The sequence below is a fragment of the Streptomyces sp. NPDC001348 genome, assembly GCF_053597535.1.
In genome coordinates this window covers 1-23026 of the sequence record NZ_JBSFIK010000033.1, presented here as the reverse complement: position 1 = coordinate 23026, position 23026 = coordinate 1, and the positions used below count along the sequence as shown (strand labels likewise).

At 70.1% G+C, this 23026-nt stretch carries 19 protein-coding genes and 1 pseudogene; 6 read left to right on the top strand and 14 right to left on the bottom strand.

Annotated elements, in window-relative coordinates:
* The gene (locus ACWC21_RS29055) at nt 1-1461 is read left to right on the top strand and encodes a hypothetical protein (RefSeq protein ID WP_450885968.1); all 1461 of its coding nucleotides are present in this window, start codon (nt 1-3) and stop codon (nt 1459-1461) included.
* On the opposite strand, the gene ACWC21_RS29050 is transcribed toward ACWC21_RS29055, so the two are convergent.
* Nucleotides 1436-2872 (bottom strand): hypothetical protein, encoded by a 1437-nt coding sequence (locus ACWC21_RS29050; protein ID WP_450885966.1) that lies wholly within the window; start codon nt 2870-2872, stop codon nt 1436-1438. The two genes, ACWC21_RS29055 and ACWC21_RS29050, sit on opposite strands and share 26 nt — an antisense overlap.
* A gap of 253 nt (nt 2873-3125) precedes the next feature.
* Here ACWC21_RS29050 and pulA point away from each other — a divergent pair, with 253 nt between their 5' ends.
* Both pulA and ACWC21_RS29040 read left to right on the top strand, forming a co-directional pair.
* Nucleotides 3126-8534 (top strand): pullulanase-type alpha-1,6-glucosidase, encoded by a 5409-nt coding sequence (pulA, locus tag ACWC21_RS29045; RefSeq protein ID WP_450885965.1) that lies wholly within the window; start codon nt 3126-3128, stop codon nt 8532-8534.
* Between the two features lie 91 nt (nt 8535-8625).
* A complete protein-coding gene (locus tag ACWC21_RS29040) occupies nt 8626-8988 on the top strand; it encodes a 5-carboxymethyl-2-hydroxymuconate Delta-isomerase (protein WP_450885963.1) in 363 nt (120 codons plus the stop codon).
* 3 nt (nt 8989-8991) lie between these two features.
* Here ACWC21_RS29040 and ACWC21_RS29035 read toward each other — a convergent pair whose 3' ends face one another.
* The 3 genes from ACWC21_RS29035 to ACWC21_RS29025 all read right to left on the bottom strand — a co-directional run bounded on the left by ACWC21_RS29035 (nt 8992) and on the right by ACWC21_RS29025 (nt 12273).
* Complete coding sequence (locus tag ACWC21_RS29035; RefSeq protein ID WP_450885961.1) at nt 8992-9708, bottom strand: TetR/AcrR family transcriptional regulator; 717 nt, start codon at nt 9706-9708, stop codon at nt 8992-8994.
* A gap of 64 nt (nt 9709-9772) precedes the next feature.
* A complete protein-coding gene (locus ACWC21_RS29030) occupies nt 9773-11701 on the bottom strand; it encodes a hypothetical protein (protein ID WP_450885959.1) in 1929 nt (642 codons plus the stop codon).
* Between the two features lie 71 nt (nt 11702-11772).
* Nucleotides 11773-12273: a tetratricopeptide repeat protein gene (locus ACWC21_RS29025; RefSeq protein ID WP_450885958.1), complete on the bottom strand. Its 501-nt coding sequence runs from the start codon at nt 12271-12273 to the stop codon at nt 11773-11775.
* 138 nt (nt 12274-12411) lie between these two features.
* Between ACWC21_RS29025 and ACWC21_RS29020 the strand changes: the two genes are divergently transcribed.
* On the top strand, nt 12412-12828 hold the full coding sequence (locus ACWC21_RS29020; RefSeq protein ID WP_450885956.1) for a hypothetical protein: 417 nt from the start codon (nt 12412-12414) through the stop codon (nt 12826-12828).
* Nucleotides 12829-12906: 78 nt separating this feature from the next.
* On the opposite strand, the gene ACWC21_RS29015 is transcribed toward ACWC21_RS29020, so the two are convergent.
* The 7 genes from ACWC21_RS29015 to ACWC21_RS28985 all read right to left on the bottom strand — a co-directional run bounded on the left by ACWC21_RS29015 (nt 12907) and on the right by ACWC21_RS28985 (nt 20231).
* Complete coding sequence (locus ACWC21_RS29015) at nt 12907-14475, bottom strand: DUF1996 domain-containing protein (RefSeq protein WP_450885954.1); 1569 nt, start codon at nt 14473-14475, stop codon at nt 12907-12909.
* A 181-nt stretch (nt 14476-14656) separates the two neighbouring features.
* Nucleotides 14657-15313, bottom strand: a complete 657-nt coding sequence (locus ACWC21_RS29010; RefSeq protein WP_450885953.1) for a LuxR C-terminal-related transcriptional regulator — start codon at nt 15311-15313, stop codon at nt 14657-14659.
* Nucleotides 15298-16563, bottom strand: a complete 1266-nt coding sequence (locus ACWC21_RS29005; RefSeq protein ID WP_450885951.1) for a sensor histidine kinase — start codon at nt 16561-16563, stop codon at nt 15298-15300. The genes ACWC21_RS29010 and ACWC21_RS29005 overlap by 16 nt, the downstream gene beginning before the upstream one ends.
* Before the next feature lie 53 nt (nt 16564-16616).
* On the bottom strand, nt 16617-17636 hold the full coding sequence (locus ACWC21_RS29000; RefSeq protein WP_450885950.1) for an SDR family oxidoreductase: 1020 nt from the start codon (nt 17634-17636) through the stop codon (nt 16617-16619).
* A gap of 60 nt (nt 17637-17696) precedes the next feature.
* A complete protein-coding gene (locus ACWC21_RS28995) occupies nt 17697-18278 on the bottom strand; it encodes a winged helix-turn-helix domain-containing protein (protein WP_450885949.1) in 582 nt (193 codons plus the stop codon).
* Between the two features lie 275 nt (nt 18279-18553).
* Entirely contained in the window at nt 18554-19582 is a 1029-nt protein-coding gene (gene glnII / locus ACWC21_RS28990; RefSeq protein WP_450885947.1) for a glutamine synthetase, read from the bottom strand.
* A gap of 193 nt (nt 19583-19775) precedes the next feature.
* The gene (locus ACWC21_RS28985; RefSeq protein WP_450885945.1) at nt 19776-20231 is read right to left on the bottom strand and encodes a MarR family winged helix-turn-helix transcriptional regulator; all 456 of its coding nucleotides are present in this window, start codon (nt 20229-20231) and stop codon (nt 19776-19778) included.
* Nucleotides 20232-20358: 127 nt separating this feature from the next.
* Here ACWC21_RS28985 and ACWC21_RS28980 point away from each other — a divergent pair, with 127 nt between their 5' ends.
* A complete protein-coding gene (locus ACWC21_RS28980) occupies nt 20359-21165 on the top strand; it encodes an alpha/beta fold hydrolase (RefSeq protein ID WP_450886093.1) in 807 nt (268 codons plus the stop codon).
* 3 nt (nt 21166-21168) lie between these two features.
* Here ACWC21_RS28980 and ACWC21_RS28975 read toward each other — a convergent pair whose 3' ends face one another.
* Nucleotides 21169-21873, bottom strand: a complete 705-nt coding sequence (locus ACWC21_RS28975; protein ID WP_450885943.1) for a hypothetical protein — start codon at nt 21871-21873, stop codon at nt 21169-21171.
* Between the two features lie 120 nt (nt 21874-21993).
* Nucleotides 21994-22356, bottom strand: a complete 363-nt coding sequence (locus ACWC21_RS28970; RefSeq protein WP_450885941.1) for an arsenate reductase family protein — start codon at nt 22354-22356, stop codon at nt 21994-21996.
* A 265-nt stretch (nt 22357-22621) separates the two neighbouring features.
* Here ACWC21_RS28970 and ACWC21_RS28965 point away from each other — a divergent pair, with 265 nt between their 5' ends.
* Nucleotides 22622-22906 carry a hypothetical protein gene (locus ACWC21_RS28965; RefSeq protein WP_450886091.1) on the top strand — a complete coding sequence of 95 codons (285 nt, stop codon included), beginning with the start codon at nt 22622-22624 and terminating at the stop codon, nt 22904-22906.
* Nucleotides 22907-22926: 20 nt separating this feature from the next.
* On the opposite strand, the pseudogene ACWC21_RS28960 reads toward ACWC21_RS28965, so the two are convergent.
* Nucleotides 22927-23019 (bottom strand): annotated as a pseudogene (locus ACWC21_RS28960) (gluconokinase); the annotation flags it as partial.
* Nucleotides 23020-23026: the final 7 nt, after the last annotated feature.

Sequence of the window (23026 nt, the reverse complement as noted above, 5' to 3'; positions counted from 1 at the left end):
ATGAGCATCCGTCCCTGGATCGTCGTCGAGGCACCGGACGGCCGGGGTCTGCGCCGGGTCACCGTAGGCGGCGACGCTGTCGGCGGTGTCTGGACGCTGCGCGAACTGCGGAAACTGCTGACCCGTCTCGGACACCCCGACGTGGACGTGGACGACCCGGCGTACGTGTACTGGCGCGGCGGGGGCAGCGACACGTGGCCGGACCGGACCTGGAGAAGGCGGGCGGTCAGCGTCCTGATGGCGACGGGACTGCTCGCTTCCGCGGTCCTCAACGTGACGATCGGAAGGCCGGACGTCTTCGGCGCACTGACCTTCGCGCAACGGGTGACCGGGGCCGTGCTCGTCCTGTCCGGTCTGGTGCAGATCGCGGCAGCGGCGGCGGCAATCGATCAGTGGGGAAAACGGCGGTCCGGAATCTCCGGTGCGCTCTCACTGCTCGGCGTCCTCATAGCGCTGGCCACCGACAGCCTGCTCATACTCATGTGGCTGGACGAGAGGGAATACACGCCCTACATGCTGGCGTTCATGCCTCTCTGGCTCTGGTCCGTGTGGGCACTGTGCCTGTTGCTCCGGGAAAGATCCTGGAAGGGAGTTCCGCATCCCAGGAAATTCGCCGCCGGAGTGGCCGTATCGACTCTCTTCACCGCTTTGAGTCTGACGTACTCGACCATGTACGCCCCCACAGCGGCCCCCCTGCATTTCACTCTCAATGCCGAATTCGGTACGGCACGTGCGGATCCCCGGCACCCATTCCTTCAGGTGCCGCTGAAGCTTTCCGTGAAGAACACCGGAGCGTATTCGGTGTACATCGTCATCGATGACTTCTCGGTCTACGGAAGGACTGCGAAGTACTCCGAGAAGGGGGACACGTCGGCGGACGAGTGGGAGCGGAGTGTCGACCGCCAGAAGAACGCCGAGGATTCGGAAACCAATGTTGATCAGCTGTCCTACACCGCCCTCAGCAGAGGGCGTTTCTATGAGCCCGGGCAAGTACTCGAAAGCGGGCAGGAGGACACTCGGGAGCACGTTCTCCAGGTTCCCAGAAGCGCCCAGTACGACCTGCTGAGCGTCGACCTCCAGCTCACCTTCATGAGGAAGGACCGAGGACGGATCGATGTGAGTGCGTTCGAAGTGCAGCACCCGTCCTGGCACGCGAGAGAGGGAAAGTTCTGCTGCCTGACGGGCTGGTGCCGGAATCGCCTCTTGTACCTCGGCAAGGTGCGCCACAACAACAACCTGGTCAACGTGACACACGGCCCTCGCTATGTGTTGGCGGGCTGGGGCCCGAGCGCTCCCCCGGAATACTCCGTTTCTTCGTACCACTTCGAGAAACCGGGAGCGCCCCCTCTCCAGGAGGAGAGGAGGGAAGTCGAGAGATTCGGCCTGTCCACGGTCTACACCAGAACGGAGGTGTCCCTGGCGGAACTGACGCGTTCTATTTCTGCTCCTCGGCCATCTTGACCCAGGTCCCCGAATCGATCCCGTTCTGGTCGAGCTGCGAAGCGGCCCGTAGGCAGTGCAGCGCCGAGCTGCCGACAGCGGTGAAAAGCTGGCTTGCCGGCACCGAGTCGGCGAGCTTGGGGACGAGTTGCTTGATGGCCATCGGGGCGTCGGTGATGTGCTCGTTCCGCAACTGGGTGAAGATTTCGAGGGAATCGTTCCCTTTTTCTTCGGATTTCCAGAAATCGCTGACGCCCGCCGTGTTCCACGTATGCGGAAGAACGCTCTCCAGGTATCTGGCCAGCGTTCCCTCCGAGGCTGTCTCGAAAATGGCGTTGGTGCAGACCTCGGCTGCCTTGCCCAGCTGTTCGGACGGCAGGGGCTGAGCGGACAGGTACTTGTCGAACCCCTTCTCCAGTTCAGTGAGCTGCTTCTGCAGTTCCTGTCGCGCTTGCTCTTGTGCATCGTCCGATGCCCCAGGATCGTTCGATCCGTCCAGCGACGAACTCGCCTCGCCCGCCGTCTGGGCCAAAGAGCTCCGGCCTCCGTCGTCGGACGAGTGCTGGTCGCCGAGTGCTGCCAGGACCGTCGCCAGTTGCAGCACAGCCGGTCCGGGCTCCTGGCCGGTGCGCGTCGAGCTCTGCTCCTTGAAAGACTTCCCTTTCGCGTCGTGCTGCGCGGATCGGGCCAGGTTCGCAATGATCCTGTTCGCGGCGTGTGCCACCGCCGGCGGTGTCTCGGGGTTGTCGATCAGGCGATAGGCGTTTGCCGACTTGTCCGCGGCATAGAAATACGCGCGCCGCATCTCAGGTCGTATCCCCGGGCTGTCCGCCGCCCCCACGGTGGAGGCCACCTGTTTCACGAGCTCGGTCAACTGCGCCCGCACCGCACGCGGCGTCCCCGGATCGTCGATCACCGCCAGGGCGGAGCTCACCGACCGTGCGGTCCGGATGACCGCGTCGCGGTTCTGGGGCGGCGTCCCCGGGGCGTCCACCGCGCGCAGCGTGGCGGTCAGTTGCTCGACGCTCGGGGCCAGTTCCCCCGGGACTTCCGCCTTCTTCTGCTCCAGAACCTTTGTTGCGTCGTCAAGCTCTTTCTTCTGCTGCTTCGGAGCCTGGGAGTCCGGGGTGTCGTCACCGGCAGAAGGGGGCGACTCGCCATTCCCCGGCGAACCGTCCGAACCCCCCGTATCGGACGGGCTCGGTGTCCCGGGCGTATCGGCCGGGGAGGGCGGGGGCGAAGGGGTGGTGTCCGGCGGCGACTGACCTGGCGGTGACGCGCCGGGCGTCGACGGGCCGGGCGAAGGCGGCGACGAAGGCCCAGGTGAGGGCGGCGTTGACGCCATCGGGGTCAAGGGCAGCGCGAGCGCCGCGGCGGTCACGGCGGATATGCCGGTCAGGTGCAGGATGTGTCGCCGGGGGAGTCTGGCCATGGTGCGTCCAGGTGCGGGCGGAAGTCGCCGAGGGCGACCCTTCGTTCGTTACGGGCCGACATGCGTCACATAAGCCACTCTTCACCCGTTAGGCGCATCCGGCAACCGGAGTGAAACTTCTTGCCGTTGCTTTCATGCCTCTTGCTGTAAGTATTTCGTCGGCGGTACGGTCACGCGGTCGCCCGGTGGGCAGCCGCGTCCGCGGTGTCGGGGTCGGGCCCAAGAGAGCCGTAGCCGCAAGGAGTTACCGCCTGTGATACCGAGATGGCCGGCGCCTCGGTGGCGCCGTACGCGCCAAGCGAGACGGGCCGCGACGGTCACCGCCGCCGCTCTCGCGGCCGCCCTGATCCAGCCGACGGCGGCTCACGCCGCCACCCCGCCGCCACCGCCCTCCGACGCCGCGCTCGCCGCCCAGCCGGCCCGGCACGACGACACGCGCGAGCAGTTCTACTTCGTCATGCCGGATCGTTTCGCCAACGGAGACGCGTCCAACGACCGCGGTGGCCTGACCGGCTCACGTCTCAGTACCGGCTACGACCCCACCGACAAGGGCTTCTACCAGGGCGGCGACCTCAAGGGCCTGACCAGGCGGCTCGACTACATCAAGGGGCTCGGCACCACGGCCATCTGGATGGCGCCGATCTTCAGGAACCGCCCCGTGCAGGGCACGGGCAGTGGGGGTACCGGAGTCTCCGCCGGCTACCACGGCTACTGGATCACCGACTTCACCCAGGTCGACCCGCACTTCGGCACCGGCAAGGACCTGCGGACCCTTATCTCCAAGGCGCACGCCAAGGGCATGAAGGTCTTCTTCGACGTCATCACCAACCACACCGCCGACGTCGTCGACTATCAGGAGAAATCGTACGACTACCTGTCCAAGGGCGCCTTCCCCTACCTGACGAAGGACGGGCGGCCGTTCGACGACGCCGACTACGCGGACGGCCGCAGGAGGTTCCCGTCCGTGGACGCCGGCTCCTTCCCGCGCACCCCGCGGGTCACCGGCGACAGCAAGGTCCCGGCCTGGCTCAACGACCCGACGATGTACCACAACCGGGGCGACTCCACCTACGCCGGCGAGTCCGCGACCTACGGCGACTTCTCCGGCCTCGACGACCTGTGGACCGAACGTCCCGAGGTCGTCCACGGCATGGAGAAGATCTACGAGCGGTGGGTGAGGGACTTCGGTGTCGACGGATTCCGGATCGACACCGTCAAGCACGTGAACATGGAGTTCTGGACCCAGTGGGCGACGGCGCTCGACAAGTACGCCGCCGCGCACGGCCGGAGGAACTTCTTCATGTTCGGCGAGGTCTACTCCGCCGACACGTCGGTCACGTCGCCGTACGTCACCCGCGGCCGCCTCGACGCCACGCTCGACTTCCCCTTCCAGGACGCGGCCCGCTCGTACGCCTCCCAGGGCGGCAGCGCGCGGAAGCTGGCGTCGGTCTTCGGCGACGACTACAAGTACACGACCGGCAAGGCCAACGCCTACGAGCAGGTCACCTTCCTCGGCAACCACGACATGGGGCGGATCGGGTACTTCCTGAACCAGGACAACCCGAAGGCGTCCGACGCCGCACTGCTGGCCAAGGACAGGCTGGCCAACGAGCTGATGTTCCTCAGCCGCGGCAACCCGGTCGTCTACTACGGCGACGAGCAGGGCTTCACCGGCTCCGGCGGCGACAAGGACGCCCGCCAGACCATGTTCGCCTCCAGGGTCGCCGACTACCTCGACGACGACGAGATCGGCACCGACCGCACCCACGCGAGCGACTCCTACGACACCGGGGCACCGCTCTACCGGGAGATCGCCGCCCTCTCCAGGCTCCGCAAGGCCAACCCGGCGCTGACGGACGGAGTCCAGACCGAGCGGTACGCGGCCGACGGCGCCGGGATCTACGCCTTCACCCGTACGGACGCCAGGACGGGCCAGGAGTACGTCGTCGCCCTCAACAACGCGGGGGAGGTGCGGAGGGCCGCCTTCGCGACCGGCTCGGCCGGTATGTCGTACCGGGGCGTGTACGGGACGAAGGACACCGTGGAGTCCGACGGCGACCACAGGCTCACGCTCACCGTCCCCGCCGGTTCGGCCGTCGTCTACAAGGCCGCCGGCCCCCTCGCCGAGCCCGCTACCAAGCCCACCATCATCCTCAAGGCCCCGGAGTCCGGTGCCACCGGGACCGTCGAGCTGTCCGCCGACGTCACCGGGGGACAGCTCGACCGCGTCGTCTTCGCCGCCCAGGCCGGAAACGGCAAGTGGCACATCCTCGGCTCCGCCGACCACGCCCCGTACAAGGTCACCCAGGTCATCGGCGAGGACGTGCCCGCCGGAACCGCCCTGCGCTACAAGGCGGTCGTCGTCGACTCCGCCGGGCGCACCGCGAGCGCCACCGCCGAAAGCACCACCGGCACCCCGCCCGCGCCCGAGGTCCCCACGGCTTCCTCCCGGGACTACGCCATCGTCCACTACAAGCGCACCGACGGCGACTACGCCGACTGGGGCCTGTACGCCTGGGGCGACATCGCCGACGGCGAGTCCACCACCTGGCCCGCCGGTCACCCCTTCACCGGCCGGGACGCCTACGGCGCCTTCGCCTACGTCAGGCTCAAGCCGGGCGCCTCGAACGTCGGCTTCCTGGTCGTCGACAAGGACGGCAACAAGGACGTCTCCGCCGACCGGTCCATCGACGTCACCAGGACGGGTGAGGTGTGGGTCGAGCAGGGGAAGACGGACGTACTGACCGAGAAGCCCGGCTACCCGGCGCAGGACAGGACCAAGGCGGTCATCCACTACCACCGCGCGGACAGGAACTACGACGGATGGGGCCTGCACGTCTGGACGGGTGCCGCGAACCCCACCGACTGGTCGAACCCCCTGAAACCGGTGAAGACTGACGCCTATGGCGCGGTCTTCGAGGTACCGCTCAACGAGGGTGCCACCAGCCTCAGCTACATCATCCACAAGGGCGACGACAAGGATCTCCCCACCGACCAGTCGCTGGACCTCAAGAACAACGGCTACGAGGTGTGGCTGTTGAACGGCCAGGAGAAGTACCTGCTGCCGCAGCCCGCGGGCAGTGCCGCCGCCCTCGACCTGACCACCTCCAAGGCGATCTGGATCGACCGGAACACGCTCGCCTGGAACGGCGCCGACGGTGCCGCCTCCACCCAGCTGCTGTACTCCCGCGACGGCTCGATCACCGTCAAGGACGGGACGCTGGCCAGCGACGACGAACGCTGGCTGCGGCTGTCGAAGACCACGCTCACCGACGCCCAGAAGGCGAAGTTCCCGCACCTGAAGGACTACACCGCCTGGTCCGTCGACCCGCGCGACCGGGACCGGGTGCGGCAGGCACTGGAAGGTCAGCTGGTCGCCTCGCAGCGCGCCGCGAACGGTGCCGTCCTGGCAGCGACCGGCGTGCAGATCGCGGGGGTGCTCGACGACCTGTACCCGGGCGCGACCAAGGCGAAGCTCGGGCCGGTGTTCCGGGACGGTAGGCCGACCCTCGCCGTCTGGGCGCCCACCGCGCAGAAGGTGTCGCTGGACGTCGACGGCACCACCGTGCGGATGCGCCGCGACGCGGCCACCGGCGTATGGTCCGTGACCGGCCCGAAGGCCTGGAAGGGCAAGCCCTACCGGTACGTCGTCAAGGTCTGGGCGCCCAGCGTCCGCAGGGTGGTCACCAACGAGGTCACCGACCCGTACTCGGTCGCCCTCACCGCGGACTCCCGGCGCAGCCTCGTCGCCGACCTGAACGACAGGTCCCTCGCCCCGGACGGCTGGTCGGCCCTGCGCAAGCCCAGGGCCGTACCGCTGAAGGACGCGCAGATCCAGGAACTGCACATCCGGGACTTCTCGATCGCCGACCCGACCGTCCCGGTCAAGGACCAGGGCACCTACCTGGCCTTCACCGACCAGGACAGCGACGGTTCCAGGCACCTGCGCGAGCTCGCGAAGTCGGGCACCTCGTACGTCCATCTCCTGCCCGCCTTCGACATCGCCACCATCCCCGAGCGGAAGGCCGACCAGGCCGCGCCGGACTGCGACCTGGCCTCCTATCCGGCCGACTCCGACCAGCAGCAGGAGTGCGTCGCCAGGACCGCGGCGAAGGACGCCTACAACTGGGGCTACGACCCGTACCACTACACGGTCCCCGAGGGCTCGTACGCCACCGACCCGGACGGCACGGCCCGCACGGTCCAGTTCCGCCGGATGGTGCAGGCGCTCAACCAGGACGGCCTCAGGGTCGTCATGGACGTCGTCTACAACCACACGGCGGCGAGCGGCCAGGCGGACACCAGCGTGCTCGACAGGATCGTGCCCGGCTACTACCAGCGCCTGCTCGCCGACGGTTCGGTGGCCACCAGCACCTGCTGTGCGAACACCGCGCCGGAGAACGCGATGATGGGCAAGCTGGTGGTGGACTCGATCGTCACCTGGGCCAGGCAGTACAAGGTCGACGGGTTCCGCTTCGACCTGATGGGCCACCATCCGAAGGCCAACATCCTCGCCGTCCGCAAGGCCCTCGACGCGCTGACCGTCGACAAGGACGGCGTCGACGGCAAGAAGATCATCCTGTACGGCGAGGGCTGGAACTTCGGCGAGGTCGCCGACGACGCCCGCTTCGTACAGGCCACGCAGCAGAACATGGCCGGCACCGGCGTCGCGACCTTCTCCGACCGCGCCCGCGACGCGGTGCGCGGCGGCAGCCCCTTCGACCCCGACCCCGGCGTCCAGGGCTTCGCGTCCGGGCTGTACACCGACCCCAACTCCTCGACGGCCAACGGAACGAAGGCGGAGCAGAAGGCCCGCCTCCTGCACTACCAGGACCTGATCAAGGTGGGCCTGACCGGCAACCTCGCCGCCTACCGCTTCACGGACTCCGGCGGCAAGAAGGTCACCGGCGCGGAGATCGACTACAACGGAGCGCCCGCCGGGTACGCCAAGGCCCTGGGCGACGCGCTCGCCTATGCCGACGCGCACGACAACGAGTCGCTGTTCGACGCCCTCACCTACAAGCTGCCGCGGAACACCTCCGCTTCCGACCGGGCCCGTATGCAGGTCCTGGCGATGGCCACCGCCACCCTCTCGCAGGGCCCGGCGCTCTCCCAGGCCGGCACCGATCTGCTGCGCTCGAAGTCACTGGACCGCAACTCCTTCGACAGCGGCGACTGGTTCAACGCCGTCCACTGGAACTGCGCGGACGGCAACGGGTTCGGCCGGGGCCTGCCCATGGCGGCCGACAACCGGTCCAAGTGGCCCTACGCCAAGCCCCTGTTGAGTACGGTGCGGGTCGGCTGCCCGCAGATCGAGGGAGCCTCCGCCGCGTACCGGGACCTGCTGAGGATCCGCACGACGGAGCGGGCCTTCTCCCTCGGCACGGCCGACCGGGTGCAGTCACGGCTGTCCTTCCCGCTGTCCGGCAAGGACGAGACACCAGGAGTGATCACCATGCGGCTCGGCGACCTCGTCGTGGTGTTCAACGCGACGCCCGAGAAGCAGGAGCAGCGGATCGCCGAGCTCGCCGGGCAGCACTACCGTCTCCATCCCGAGCAGGCCTCGGGCGCGGACCCGGTCGTCAGGTCGGCGGCGTACACGGCGGAATCGGGTACCTTCGCCGTGCCGGGGCGCACCGTGGCGGTCTTCACGCGGCGTTGACCAACGCGCGAGACATCGCGACGCCGCCCTACGACCGGCGGGCCGGGCGGATTAGGGTGACCTCGTTGTCATAGAACAGGAGTGCGCCGCCATGCCGCAGATCACCGTCGACTACTCCGCCGTGATGGCTCCGGCCTTCGACCGCGCCGGTTTCGCCCACGCCCTGCACACCGCGACGGTCGAGATCGCGGCCGCCAAGCCGGAGGCCTGCAAGGCGCAGTTCCGCCCCAGTGCGTTCACGGCCTTCGGCTACGAGGACCCCGAGGACGAGCAGCACGCCATCGTCCATGTCACGATCGGCCTGCTGGCCGGCCGTACCGAAGAGACCAAGGCGAAACTGACCGAGACCGTCCTCGAGCTGCTGCGCGAGCATGTGGCGGACGACGGGTTCGTTCTGCACGCCTCCGCCGAGGTACGCGAACTCGACGCCTCCTACCGCAAGTTCGAGCGCTGAGGTTCAGGAACCGAGGGCGATCAGCCGGGTCACCAGGTCGCTGAAGGGGCCGTCCGCCGGCTCCTCCTTCAGCATGCCGCGCAGGAGGGCGGACATCTCCTCGTCGTAGGCGGCGCTCACGGCGGCCAGCGCGGCGAAGTCGTGCACGAGCTGGACCTCCAGCTCGGCGCGTGGGATGCGCCGGCCGTCCAGCCAGATCAGGGCCGTCGACTCGGCGAGCGAGATCCAGGAGCGGACGACCAGTTCCAGTCGCGCGGGCGGCTCGGAGACCCCCAGGTGGACAAGGATCTGGTCGTACGCGGCCTGCCGGACGGAGTCGACGATCGCGTGGGTGGCCGAAACGTGGCTCACCGAGTGGGATCCGCCCACGGAGACGGCCGGGCCGCCGCGCATCAGCGCCGAGAAACCGGGCCCGTGCTCGTCGACGAAATCGAAGTAGCGGCGCATCACGCGCAGCAGCCGCGCCCCCAGCGGACCCTCGCACGGCTCCGCGAACCGGCCCGCCAGATCTTCCGAGGCACGCTTCAACGCCGCTTCGTACAGGCTGACTTTGCCGGGGAAGTAGTGGTAGACCAGTGGGCGCGAAATACCCGCCGCGGACGCTATCTCGTCGATGGAGACCTCGTCCGGCGAGCGCCGGCTGAACAGCTCGAGGGCGACGCCGATCAGCTGCTGCCGCCGCTCCTCGACGCCCATCCTGCGGCGAACCCCGGTAGTCATGCGAACACCTTACCGATCGAATTCGGCCGTGGATGTTCACATGTCGGGCGACGAGGACGACGCGTCAGCGCAGGCCGTTGATCGGGGTGCCGTCCTTCAGGGTGCCCTGCAACTCCACCTGGGCTCCCCGCTTCGCCCGTACGGCGAGCAGGTTGCCCTCGGTGGTCGCGGTGACTCCGCCGGTCGTACGGATCGACGCGGTGTCCGAGCCACCCGCGGTCAGCAGGTACCAGGCCCCCGCGCCGGACTTCCACAGCACACCGGCCAGCACATGGGGATCACGCGGACCGCACGCCGTCACGTCCGTGCCCTTGGCCGCGACCGCCCCGTACCGCACGCGCGGCGTCTGGAACTGCGCCAGGACCAGCGTGCCGTCGCCGCGCCAGGTTTCGGCCCGGGTGCACACCCAGCTGCCCGTGCCGCTCGCGTCGGGCAACGGCTGGTCGGCGAAGGACCAGGCGTTGACGCTGCGCACCCCGGCGGAGCGCTGGGCGGCCAGCGAACAGGCGAACGGCGCCCAGGTGTGCAGCGCCTGGGCCCCCGACGCCTCACCGGTCCTGCCGGGCCGCCCGAAGGTGAGCCGGGCCGGGGTCAGCTCGCCGAGGTCGGTGACGAGGCGGGTGCCGGAGGCGTCGGTCAGCTGGAGCACGTTCCAGGAGGTGCAGGCACCCGACCGCAGGGCCGGGCTGGCCAGCGGTGAGGTGACCCCGTCGGTCAGGTTGAGGTCCATGGCTCCCGCGCCGGGCTTGGCCAGATCCCGTTCGGCCGCCTTCTGGACCCAGGGAGCGGTCAGGTAACGGACGTTCTCGTCGGACCGGCTGAGCACGAGGGCGCCGGCCTCGGCCTTGCGGGCCCCGTCGACGCGGGCGAAGTCGAGCGCTGCGCCCGCCGTGCCGTCCTTCGGCTCGGCGTAGCGGGCGATGCGCAGACCGTCGTACAGCAGCACCACGCGGGCGTTGTCGACCTCGCCCGCGTACAGCAGCTGCGGCGGCCCGGCCGGGCCGCCGGTCTGGGTGCCGGGGGTCGCCGAGACCTGGACCGTCCCACCGGGACGGGCCCAGACGGCGAGGGCGCGGCGCAGCAGGGCGGTGTCCCTGGTGAGGGAGCCGCGCGCCGGCCACACCGAGAAGTCGGTGCGGGCGGCGGTCCGCCAGGCGGTGGGGGAGACCCGGACCAGCCGTCCCGGGTCCAGGGCGGCCTCGGCCGCCGGGTTGCGCGCGTACACGGGGGCGGCCGCGCCGTCGGGACCCCAGCCGCCGCTCGGCAGCAGGACCAGCGCGCCGCACACCGCGAGCGCGGCCGCCGCGGCGAGCGCCGCCTTGCTCTGCTGTCTGCGCCGCATCAGGTCGGTGGGCCGGGCCTGGAGCGAGCAGGGGTCGAACTCGGGGGAGCCGAGCAGCGCGTGCTGGGCGGGGATGCCGTCGGCCTCGCGCAGCGCCGCGTCCGGGTCGGGGACGCCGGCCGCGGTCAGCAGCGCGCGTACGTCGGCGTCGGGGAGCTTCTCCAGGCCGCGCAGCACGTACGCGGCGCGGGCCGGCCCGGACAGGGCGGCCAGCTGCTGGTCCAGGGCGAGTTCGTCGGCGCCGCCGGAGCGCGGGAAGAGGCGCAGACCCCACACCTGGGGCAGCAGCGGCGGGAGCTGGGAACGGGTGGGCCACAGCCTGCGCCCCGGGTGCGGGCCCGCCTCCAGGGCCGTACGCACCACCTGGAGGCGGACGAAGGCGTACCCCGGGTCGCCGTCACGGCCGGTCGACTGGGCCGGGATCACCGAGGACGACTTCCGGCCCCGGGGCAGGGCGCGCTGGGTCAGCGCGTGCGCGGTCAGGACGCGCCTGCCCCGGCCGGTGCCGGGCGGCAGCACCAGGTAGGCGAGCCGGACGAGCCGGGGGTAGTGCTCGACGAGGGCGGCCTCGGCCTGTTCGACGTCGACGACCGGGCCGGCGGCCGGGGAGGAGGCGGGTGAGTGCTGCTGGGCTACATCCTGTGACTGCACGTCCGGAAAACGAGCGAGGTGGGGGATGGTCACCCGCCATCCGGGTGATCGTGCCCCCCGGATCGGGTGGTTCAGTCCCCGGTCTCGACCAGGGCCCGCGCGTAGTTGGCCATCGACCGCTGGTAGCGGGGCAGGTGCGGGGCCAGCGCGCCGAGGACCAGGGACAGGCCCTCCCGGTCCCGGCCGAGGCTGGACAGACACAGGGCGAGGCAGGCTCGTACCGCGTCGTCCAGCTCGTCCGAGGGCGCGTCCAGTTCGGGGGTGAGCAGTTCGACGCCCTCCTCCGCGCGGCCGATGTTCCGCAGGGAGCTGGACAGCTGGATCTTGGCCCGGCGGCCCTTGTAGCCGCTCAGCCCCCGCGCGAGCGCCTCCCGGTACAGCGGTGCCGCCTTGTCCGAGTGGCCGGTGGAGTCCCAGGCGCAGGCCTGCTCGAACGGGCCGAGCGGGCTGCCCTCGGGCAGCTCCGCGACGAGCTTGTCGATCACGGCTCGGAACTCGTCCGCACGCTCCTCCGGATAGTCGTCGAAGGTGGCCCATGCGGCGATGACGCGATCTTCCCAGTCTTGGTTCACCGGCACACCTTCGCACGGGTGTGCCAGCGGCCGCACCGGATTTGAGTACAGCGGGCACAGGGCCCGTATCGAAGGGCGGGGCCCCTCGCCGGGGCTCTCTGCGGCATGCTTCTCGCCCGACGGTACCGGAGGAAACAGATGAGGCTCACCCGACCGATGCTCGTCCTGACGGGCGCCGCCGCCGTACTGGCGCTCGCGGGCTGCGGCTCCGGCGGCACCAAGGCCAAGGACGCGGTGCCGACCACGGCCACCGGCAGCCTGGAGAGCCTGGCCGCCGAGGTGAAGTGCTCGCCGAACATCCAGACGGACGCCGACGAACTCCGCCAGGCCATCTGCAAGAACACCGACGGCCGGTTCATCCTCGCCACCTTCGCCACCGACCGCGGCCAGCGCGAGTGGATCAACGACGCCAAGGACTACGGCGGTTACTACCTCGTGGGCCGCAAGTGGGTCGCCGTCGGCGACGACGGGGTGGTCAAGGCGCTGCGCAAGAAGCTCGGCGGCGACGTGGAGATCGGCACCAACCACAAGGCCCACGGATCCCACGACAGCTGACGTCAGGTGCGCACACGGCGAAGGCCGGTGGCGGGAGGGACCCGCCACCGGCCTTCTTCATCGGCCCACCTCAGTGGGTCACTGGCACTGCTGACCGCTGTTGATGCAGTTGGCGATCTTGTTCGCCAGGCCGCCGGTCGTGACGCTGATGAAGTCGTCGTGGTCGGTGGCCGCCTTGTGCAGCTGGTCCGGGAACCCGTCCACCGCGAAGGCGTTCTTCACGACGCCGTTCTGGATGGTCGGCGGGTTGATGTTGTAGACCAGGCGCATCGTCAGCTGCGGGATCGCCTTGAAGCCGTTGCCGCAGGCACCGCTCGCCGGGTCGGCGAAGGCCACGTGCGTGCGGTGGTTGGCGCTGTCGATGTTCTTGCCGTCCCAGCAGCTCTGGAAGGCGAAGGTGCGGACCACCTGGCTGCCCTTCGGGCAGATCGGGTACTGCGTGGTCAGCTGGACCTTGTTCTCGAAGCCGGTGCAGCTCCAGTGCGCGTTGGCGTTCGCCAGACCGTTGGTGGTGGTCTTGGCGTCACCGGTGATGATGCGCAGGAACTGCGGCATCGCGGTGACCTTGCTCTGCGGGTTGCCGACGTACTTGATCTCCGCCTGGACGGGGGTCAGGATCTTGCCGACGTTGCCTTCCTTGCCACCGCCGTCCTTGTTCTGGTCGAAGTCCTGCGTGCCGTCCTGGATGCGGACGACCGGCCAGTAGTACGAGGACAGGTCGTTCTTGTTCTGGCAGCTGGTGCCGCCCTGCAGGAACGTCTGGTTGCTGGAGAAGGCGTTGACCTTCTGGTTGCCGACGTAGTCGTGCAGGTGGTGCGCGCCGTTGGCCACGCCGGGCGCCACGATGACGTTGTCGGTGTTGTGGTTCTTGTTGGCGTTCACACCGCACTTGGTGGTGAAGGTGCCCTTGGAGGCGTTGCCGCCGTTCTGCGGCTTGCCCTGGACGTTGGCCGGGACCTTCGTGATGTCCACGAAGTCGGCCGCGGTCGGACCGTTGCCGGCCTGGCCGTTGTTGCCCTGCTGCTGGCCGCCGTTCTGCTGACCGCCCTGCTGCTGGCCACCGTTCTGCTGGCCGCCGTTCTGCTGCTGGCCACCCTGCTGCTGGCCACCGTTCTGCTGCTGACCGCCCTGCTGCTGGCCGCCGTTCTGCTGGCCACCCGCGGTGGTCTGGTTGGCGGTCATCGTCGTGCAGGCGGCGAGCTGGGCCAGCGAGGTGTTGAACTGGCCACCGACGCGCTGGATGTCGATCCGGATCCGGTCGATCGTCGCGGCCCGCTTCTCCTTCAGGGGCCCGACGATCGCGTTCTGGACGAAGCTGGCGTCGCCGGCCTGCGCCTGGCGCGTGGAGGCGAGCCTGGCGTAGGCCTCGGTGACCTGCTTGTCGAGGTTCGCCAGCTCCACTGCCACGCCCTTCTGGGCGTTGGCCGGTACGTTCGTCAGCTTCTGGCCCACGTCCGGGCAGGCGATCGTCGCGACCTGCTGCGCGGCGGCCGACTTGACCTGGTTCTGCGCCGAGTCGTTCGACTCATGCGCCGAAGCGTAGAAATTCGCCCAGATCAGCCCGCCCCCGCCGAGCGCTAGGGCTGCCGAGGCGGCGATGGCCTTGGTGGCCAGCGGCGTACGGCGTTTGCGTGTGTTGCGTCCCATGGAACTCCTCTGACTTCCTTGCGGGGCAGCATCGAGGCGCCCGACAGGAGTGAAGCGGCGCCATTCCATACGGGCGCCGCCCCAGAGGTGTTCAGCCGTCTCACAAATTCATCAGAGAATCTCTGCACGAGCCCCGCCAACCTCCGTCTGACCAGCGGAAGTTACAAAAAACCGCGTTCTGTCAGCGGTCCCGGTCCAGATACGCGAGCACCGCCAGTACGCGCCGGTTGTCATCGTCCGACACCTCGAGTCCCAGTTTGGTGAAGATGTTGGCGGTGTGCTTGGCGATCGCCCGTTCCGTCACCACCAGCTGGGCGGCGATCGCCGTGTTGGACCGGCCCTGCGCCATCAGCTCGAGCACCTCCCGCTCCCGGGGCGTCAGCCGGCCCATCGGCTGGTCGTCGCCGGCCGCCCGCCGGGACAGCAGCTGCTGGATCACCTGAGGGTCCATCGCCGTACCGCCCGCCGCCACCCGCCGTACGGCGTCCACGAACTGCTCCGCGTCGAATACCCGGTCCTTGAGCAGATAGCCCACCCCGCCGCTGCCGTCGGCCAGGAGTTCCCGGGCGTAGAGCTGCTCCACGTGCTGCGAGAGGACCAGCACGGGCAGCCCCGGCCGGTCCCGGCGGGCCCGCAGCGCGCACTGCAGGCCCTCGTCGGTGTGGGTGGGCGGCAGCCGGACGTCGACCACGGCGACGTCCGGCTGCAACTCAGCGAAGGCACGGGCGAGTTCGGGGCCGGACTCCACGGCGGCCACGATCTCGAAGTCGTAGGCCTCCAGCAGCCGGACCAGCCCGTCGCGCAACAGGAACAGGTCTTCGGCTAGGACAACGCGCACGGAATCTCCATGGTGACCATGGTGGGGCCGCCCGCGGGAGAGCTGACGGCCAGGACGCCGTCGAATGTACCCAGCCGCCGCTCGATCCCCGAGAGCCCGGAACCGGCCCCGGCCACCGCCCCGCCCCTGCCGTTGTCGGTCACCGTGATCCGCAGCATGCCCTCGGCGTGGTGGACGTCGACCCAGATCCGGTCGGCGCCGGAGTGCTTGACCGCGTTGGTGAGCAGCTCGCTCACCGCGAAGTAGGCGGCCGACTCGACCGGGGCGTCCACCCGGCCGGGCAGTTCCACGCTCACCTCGGTGGCCACCGGCAGCCGCAGTGCCAAGGCCCTGACCGCGTCGCCGAGTCCGCGCTCGGCCAGCACCGGCGGGTGGATACCGCGGACCAGGTCGCGCAGCTCGGTGAGGGCGTCGGCGGAGGACTGGCGGGCCTGTGCGAGCAGCTGCCTGGCCTTCGCCGGATCCTTGTCGAGGAGCATCTCGACGGTCCCCAGATCCATGCCCATGGCGACCAGCCGGGCCTGCGCCCCGTCGTGCAGGTCCCGCTCGATGCGGCGCAGTTCGGCGGCGGAGGTGTCGACGGCGTCCCGCCGGCTCTCCGTCAGCACCCGCACCCGCTCGGCCAGTTCGGCCTCGCTCGCACCGAGTACGGCACGGGTGAGCTTGAAGTGGACGGCCAGCAACCGCGGGGCCAGGGGAGCGAGGAGCAGGAGCGCGGCGGCCAGGGCTCCAGCGCCGAACGCGGAGCTCTGGTCGGTGACGTGCACGAAGCCGTACCAGTACCCGTCGAGCCCGGAGAGCGACCGCCACAGGCCGGCGACCAGGAACCCCTCCAGCGGGTAGAGGAGGACCATCACCGGCAGCAGCGCCGTGACGAACCCCGCCGTCATGTCGACCTGCAGCCACCGCAGGTCCCGCCAGACCGCCGGGTCACGCAGCATGGCGTAGGTGCGCGTCCAGGGCTTGGCGTCCGCGGGTATCGGCCGGTACGCCGACGGGATGCCGATCCCGCACCACTCGGCCGCGAGTCTGCGCCGCACGTCCGCGAACTTCCGTACGGCGCCCAGGATCGCCGGTGTCGTGAAGAGGCCGATACCGATCGGGATCAGTGCCATCGAGACCAGGGCCAGCGTGAAGCACAGGACCGCGACCGGCAGCATCGACAAGGAGAGGGCGAGACCCCGTACGCCGGCCAGTAAGGCCGCCCGCGTGCGCGTCGCGAGCGTGTCGCTCTTCGTGGTGGTGTTCATACCGTCAGTCTCTCCCGGCGGGGGAGTACGGGTCACTGGCCCGAAGCCCCCGGTCAGAGGGTGGGGCCAGGTACACCTCCGGTCGCCGCGAGCACCTTCGCCTCCACCTCGGGGTCGAGCCCCAGCGGCGGGCGGTCCGGGCGTTGCGGCGCGGTGCCGCCGATGGACCGCAGCCACTTCCAGGTGTCGGTCACGGTCTCGGTCACGGGCCGGCAGCGCAGGCCCGCTGCCACGGCGCGCGAGACGTCCGCGCCGTGCACGGCGTCGTGCATGTCGGTGCCCGGTGGCGTCCACACGGGCAGCTGGGTCCACGGCTGGATGCCCGCGTCGAGCACCACGTCCGGGTCGGTCCAGCGCAGCTCGGCGTCCGTGCCGGTCACGTTCACACACGCGTCGAGCAACTCACCCATGGTGGCGTGGCCCTGCGGACTCATCAGGTTGTACGGCCCGCTCAGCCCCGCCTCCGCCGCGTCGACGATCCACTCGGCGAGGTCGCCGACGTCGATGTACTGCAGGGGCAGAGCGCGCGGGCCGGGCGCCAGCACGGGCCCGCCGCGCGCGATCCGGGACAGCCACCAGGGCAGCCGGCCGACGTTCTCGTACGGCCCGAGGATCAGCCCCGCCCGCACGAACAGCGAGCGGTCCGCGCCGAAGGCGTCCAGCGCGGCCAGCTCACCGCCCAGTTTGTCCTGCTGGTACCGGGTCTGCTCGGCGTCGGCCTGGGCGCCCTCGACCAGGGGAGCGTCCTCGGTGTACCCGGCGGGCGGGGCCCAGGCGTACACCGAGCAGCTCGACACGTACACGTACCGCTCGGCGCGGCCCCGCAGCAGCCGCGCCGCGTCCCGCACCGCGCGCGGCGCCCACGACCAGGTGTCGACGACGACGTCCCACTCGCCCTCGGCCAGGGCGCCGAGCCCGTCGGGCGTGGTGCGGTCGCCGCGCAGCGCCTTGGCCCCGGGGAGGGGCTCGTGCCGTCCCCGGTTGAGGACGGTGACGTCCCAGCCCCGTCCGAGCGCCGCCTCCACCACGGCCCGTCCCGCGAACTCCGTACCACCCAGCGTCAGAAGTCTCATGCCGGTGACTCTGCCCGCCGGGGCCGCGGAACGGAACGGCGCTCTGCCGTCAGCAGATCGTCAACGACCGGCCGGAGGTGAGTACTTGTAGCCGACCCGGCGCACCGTCCGGATGGTCCCGCGGTGCGCGGCTCCGAGCTTGCGGCGCAACCGGGCGATGTGCACGTCGACCGTACGGCCGTCGCCCACATGGCCGTAGCCCCACACCGTGGTGACCAGCTGGTCGCGGGTGTGCACCCGGTTCGGGTGCGCCACCAGGTGTGCCAGCAGCTCGAACTCCAGGTACGTCAGCTCGAGTTCACGTCCGTCCACGCTCGCGGTCCGCTGCACGGCGTCGATCCGCACCAGCGGGTCGGCGTCCGTGCCGTCCGCCGTGCCGGGACGGTCGGGCACCGCGACGGGCAGGAACGGCGGCTGCTGGTCGGCCGGGACCAGCACCAGGTAGCCGATCATCGGCGGCCGGCCCGGCAGGGTGGGCAGCGTGTGCTGCGGGGCGGGCAGCCAGGTGGCGCCCGGCGGCAGGAAATCCGCGACGTCGACCACCTCGTCCCGGTCCACGGCGCGCAGCCGGTGCCGGGAACCGTGGGCCGAAGGGGCGGTGGAGGCGGTGGTGGGGGTGGGGAGGGAACGGGTGGTCGCCATGAGAGATCAGCTCTTTCGCGCGAGGAGGTCGTCGAGAGGGACGTACGTCGTGTCGCGCTGGCCGAAGGCCGGGGGTACGGCTTTAGAGGGCCCGCGCGTTCTCCGCGCGGCAACACACCCGGTCGAAGTCGTGGTGCTGACGGGACGGCCAGAAGGGCTCGAGGTCATGGCGACCCGTCGCGGTGCACTTCCGGAAGCTGGCCATGTGCTCATTGAAGCAGACATGAGGGGGCGCCCGCCATGACGGCGGGCGCCCCCTCGGGCGAGTCCGGGAATCAGGCCTGGCCGGCCTTCTCCAGCGCGGTGCAGCAGGTGTCGACGATCAGGCGGGTGACCACGTACGGGTCGACGTTGGCGTTGGGACGGCGGTCCTCGATGTAGCCCTTGCCGTCCTTCTCGACCTGCCACGGGATGCGGACCGAGGCGCCGCGGTTGGAGACGCCGTAGGAGTATTCGTTCCACGGGGCGGTCTCGTGCAGGCCGGTCAGGCGGTCGTCGATGCCGGCGCCGTAGTTCTTGACGTGGTCGAGCGGCTTGGAGCCCTCTCCCAGCGCCTCGCACGCGGTGATGATCGCGTCGTAGCCCTCGCGCATCGCCTTGGTGGAGAAGTTGGTGTGCGCGCCGGCGCCGTTCCAGTCGCCCTTGACCGGCTTGGGGTCCAGGGTGGCGGAGATGCCGAAGTCCTCGGCGGTGCGGTACAGCAGCCAGCGGGCCACCCACAGCTGGTCGGCGACCTCGAGCGGGGAGAGCGGGCCGACCTGGAACTCCCACTGGCCCGGCATGACCTCGGCGTTGATGCCGGAGATGCCCAGGCCCGCCTTCAGGCAGTTGTCCAGGTGCGCCTCGACGATCTCCCGGCCGAAGATCTCGTCGGCGCCGACGCCGCAGTAGTAGCCGCCCTGGGGTGCGGGGAAGCCGCCCTCGGGGAAGCCCAGCGGGCGGGAGCCGTCGAAGAAGGTGTATTCCTGCTCGATGCCGAAGATCGGCTCCTGAGCGGCGAACCGCTCGGCCACCTCGGCCAGCGCGGCGCGCGTGTTGGAGGCGTGCGGGGTGAAGTCGATGTTCTGGACCTCGCAGAGCACGAGGATGTCGTCGCCGCCGCGGATCGGGTCCGGGCAGGAGAAGACCGGCTTGAGCACACAGTCCGAGGCGTGGCCCTCGGCCTGGTTGGTGGAGGATCCGTCGAAGCCCCAGATCGGCAGTTCCTGGCCCTTTGCGGAGTCCCCGAGGATCTTCGTCTTGGAACGCAGCTTGGCCGTCGGCTCGGTGCCGTCGATCCAGATGTACTCAGCCTTGAAGCTCACGGGGCCACATCCTTCGGGGTGTGTCTGGGCGCACTTGCGGGTGCTGCGGCGCTACGGCACTGGGGCGCCGTCGATGCCCGGCAGCCTGTCAACGGGCGATTTCCCGATCATTGCCCGACTGTGAACCCCGTGTTACCTGGTGGTTCTGTGTCCGGACTCACGTGGTGAGCGGGGCCGAGCGGGGTATCAAGGGTCACTCCGCACCGGTGACCGTGTCGCGCACCCCGCCGAGGAAGCCCCGGATCGCGGCCAGCTGGCGTTCGTCGTACCCACGCAGCAGCTCCACCGACCGCTCGATCAGCGGCCCGAAGAACGCCCGGCCCAGCTCGACGGCACGCTCGTCCACCTCGACGACGACCTTCCGCCGGTCCCGCTCGCCGCGCACCCGCCGTACGTGCCCCGCCCGCTCCAGCCGGTCCAGCAGCGCCGTGGTCCCCGCCGAGTTGAGCCCCAGCCCCGCGCCGAGCCGCCCGGCGGTCATCTCGTCCCCGGCCCGGCGGGCGTCCATGAGAGCGATCAGGGCGCGTACGTCGGTCGGGTGCATGCCGTTGCGGTCGGCGAACCTCGCGCTGTGCAGCCCCAGTTCGACCGTCACCGCGCGCAGCAGGTGGACGATCTCCAGCTCGGGGCCCGGTTCGGCGGTCGGCATGCGGAGTCCTCCGGAGGGGCGGCTATCATCTCGTCTCGTTCGGCGAGTATCTCGCCGAACGAGATATTAGGGGGTTCCAGTGGCCGGGTTCGACACCGATGCCTTCCGGGTTGCGTACGACAAGGTCATGGCGAAATGGCCGGGAGAGCGGGAGGAGGTGACCGTGGCCACCCCGTTCGGCGAGACACACGTCCACGCCTGCGGGCCGCGCGAGGCACCCCCGTTGCTCCTCCTGCCGGGCGGCGGCGGCGCGACCTCGGCCTCCTGGTTCGCCCAGGCGGCCGACCTGGCCCGTACCCACCGCGTCCTCGCCGCCGACCTGATCGGCTTCCCCGGCCGCAGCGTTCCGGCCGCCGACCGTCACCCCCGTACGGTCGCCGACCTGGCGGCCTGGCTGGACGGGCTGCTCGACGGCCTCGGCCTGGCGGAGACCGACCTCGGCGGGCATTCGTACGGCGCCTGGATCGCGCTGCACCACGCGCTGCGCTCCCCCGGCCGGGTACGCCGCCTGTTCCTCCTGGACCCGACCCAGTGCTTCGCCGGGTACAAGGCGGCGTACCTGCTCCACGCCCTGCCGATGCTGCTGCGGCCCTCACCCCGCCGCGTGCGGGCCTTCCTGGAGTGGGAGACCGGCGGAACGGTCCTGGACCCCGACTGGCTCCGCCTCCAGGAGGCGGCCGCCGGCTTCCCCTCCGCGAAGCCGGTGACCGGACCGCGACCGGCGCCGGACGCCCTGCGCGGCCTGGACGTGCCGGTCCTGCTGCTCCTGGCCGGGAGCAGCAGGACACATGACCCGTACGAGGTGGCGGACCGGGCCGGCGCGGTGCTGCCGGACGCGGAGACGGTGGTGCTCGAGGGGGTTTCGCACCATGCGTTGCCGCAGGCCGCGCCCGCGGGCCTGGCCGGTCACCTCAGTCGGTTCCTGTCGGCCTGAGCCTCACCCCACCTTTTCGATGACGGCACGGCGGATCAGGAACTTGCCGGGCTCCCGGACCTGTTCGAAGGCCGCGTTGTTCAGCAGTACACAACTGCCGGACACCGAGGTGACCTTCACCGTCGTGGACTTGTTGTTGTCCAGGTTGGTGACCTTCAGCGTGGTCCCCGCCGGGAACTGGTTGCTGGAGGCCGCCGGGGCACCGCCCTCGCCGGAGAGCGTGACGGTGGAGCCCTTGCAGACCTGCCGGCCGGAGGCCGCGGCAGTGCCGCTGCCGGCGTTTCCCGCTCCGCCCGGGTCGCCCGCGGCGGCCGTCCGGGAGGGCTGGGCGGACTGCGCCGGCGGCGCGGACTGCGCCGGCTGCGTCGCCTGGGAGCCCTGAGCCGACTCCCCAACGACGCATCCGGACGCCTTCTGCTGCACCTTGATCTGGTCGATGACCGCCTGGCGGTTGGCGATCCTGGCCGCCGACTGGGCGTCCGGGGCGGCCTTCTGACCGTCGATGAACTTCTGGTTGTTGCCGAGGGCCGTGGCCAGCCCCTGGCAGACGGTCGAGTCCGCGGCCGACGACAGGGTCTTGGCCTGCTGCGGACTCTGCGCGGCGTTCGAGGTGGACGCCATGGCGAAGGCCCCGCCTCCCGCCACCGCCGCGGCGCTGACCAGCAGAGCGATCTTCTTCTTCGTACCGAGCTTTCTCCTACGCGACATGCGCGCCTCCTGAAGAGGTAGGGGAGCGTACGCCGCTATGTACGAGATACCGAACGAAGTTACTCAGTGGTTGCGGGAGTCTTCTCAAGTGTCCTGTGTCACAGGGGGGTCACAGGGGAGTCACTTCCTGCGGAGTGCGTCCTGCACCGCCTCGTCCGTGCGGCCCACCACCGCGGTGCCGTCGTCCGCCGTGATGATGGGACGCTGGATGAGCTTCGGGTGCTCGGCGAGCGCGGTGATCCAGCGGTCGCGCGCGGAGTGGTCCCGCGGCCACTCCTTCAGCCCGAGCTCCTTGGCCGCCGCCTCCTGGGTGCGGGTGATGTCCCACGGTTCGAGCCCGAGACGCTCCAGCACCTCCCTGATCTCGTCCTGGCTCGGTACGTCCTCCAGGTAGCGGCGGACGGTGTACTCGGCACCCTCGGCGTCGAGCAGGCTGATGGCGCTGCGGCATTTGGAGCAGGCGGGGTTGATCCAGATTTCCATGGGCTCACGGTAACCGGGCCTGCCCGCGCCCGCCGGGCAGGCGGGTCAGCCGCCGGTAGTCCAGGGGCTTTGTTCGAATTTCCTGGGGTCCCCTGCTTCCCTCCCGGATCGGGTGTGACACGACGCCAGTTCCGTTGCTCACCTGGTCCTTTGGCAGCCTCGGTGGACTCCCTGAATGTCAGTGGGGATCGGTAGACTGGTAGCAGTGTTCGAGGGAATCGCCGGACCCCCGGCGGAGTGCCCCGACCGCGACAGGAGGATGCCCGTGCCCGCTGCCGCACTGAAGCCCAAGCCGAAGTCCGTCCACTCCAGCGCCTCGCCCGTGGCGAAGCGCCCGCTGCCGCCCGGACGCCCCCGGGAGTGGTACGTCACCCACAACCGCCGCCTCAAGGCCATGCGCCTCGCCATCGCCCTGCTCGACTCCGGTGTCTACGTGCCGAACCAGGCCCGCGACGAGACGATCCGGAGCACGGCGGAGCGCATCGGCATCCACCCGCCGTCGGCCACGACCTGCCACATGGTCCGCGCGCTGATGCGGTACTCGCGCTGAGCTGTCGCGGCGGGGTCTGGGGGCGCGCCGAGCCGGGCGGCGAGCAGTGGACCGATGGTGGTCTTGCCCGTGCCGGCGACGCCCATGACCACGACGACGTGGGGGGTGCGCATCTCTGCC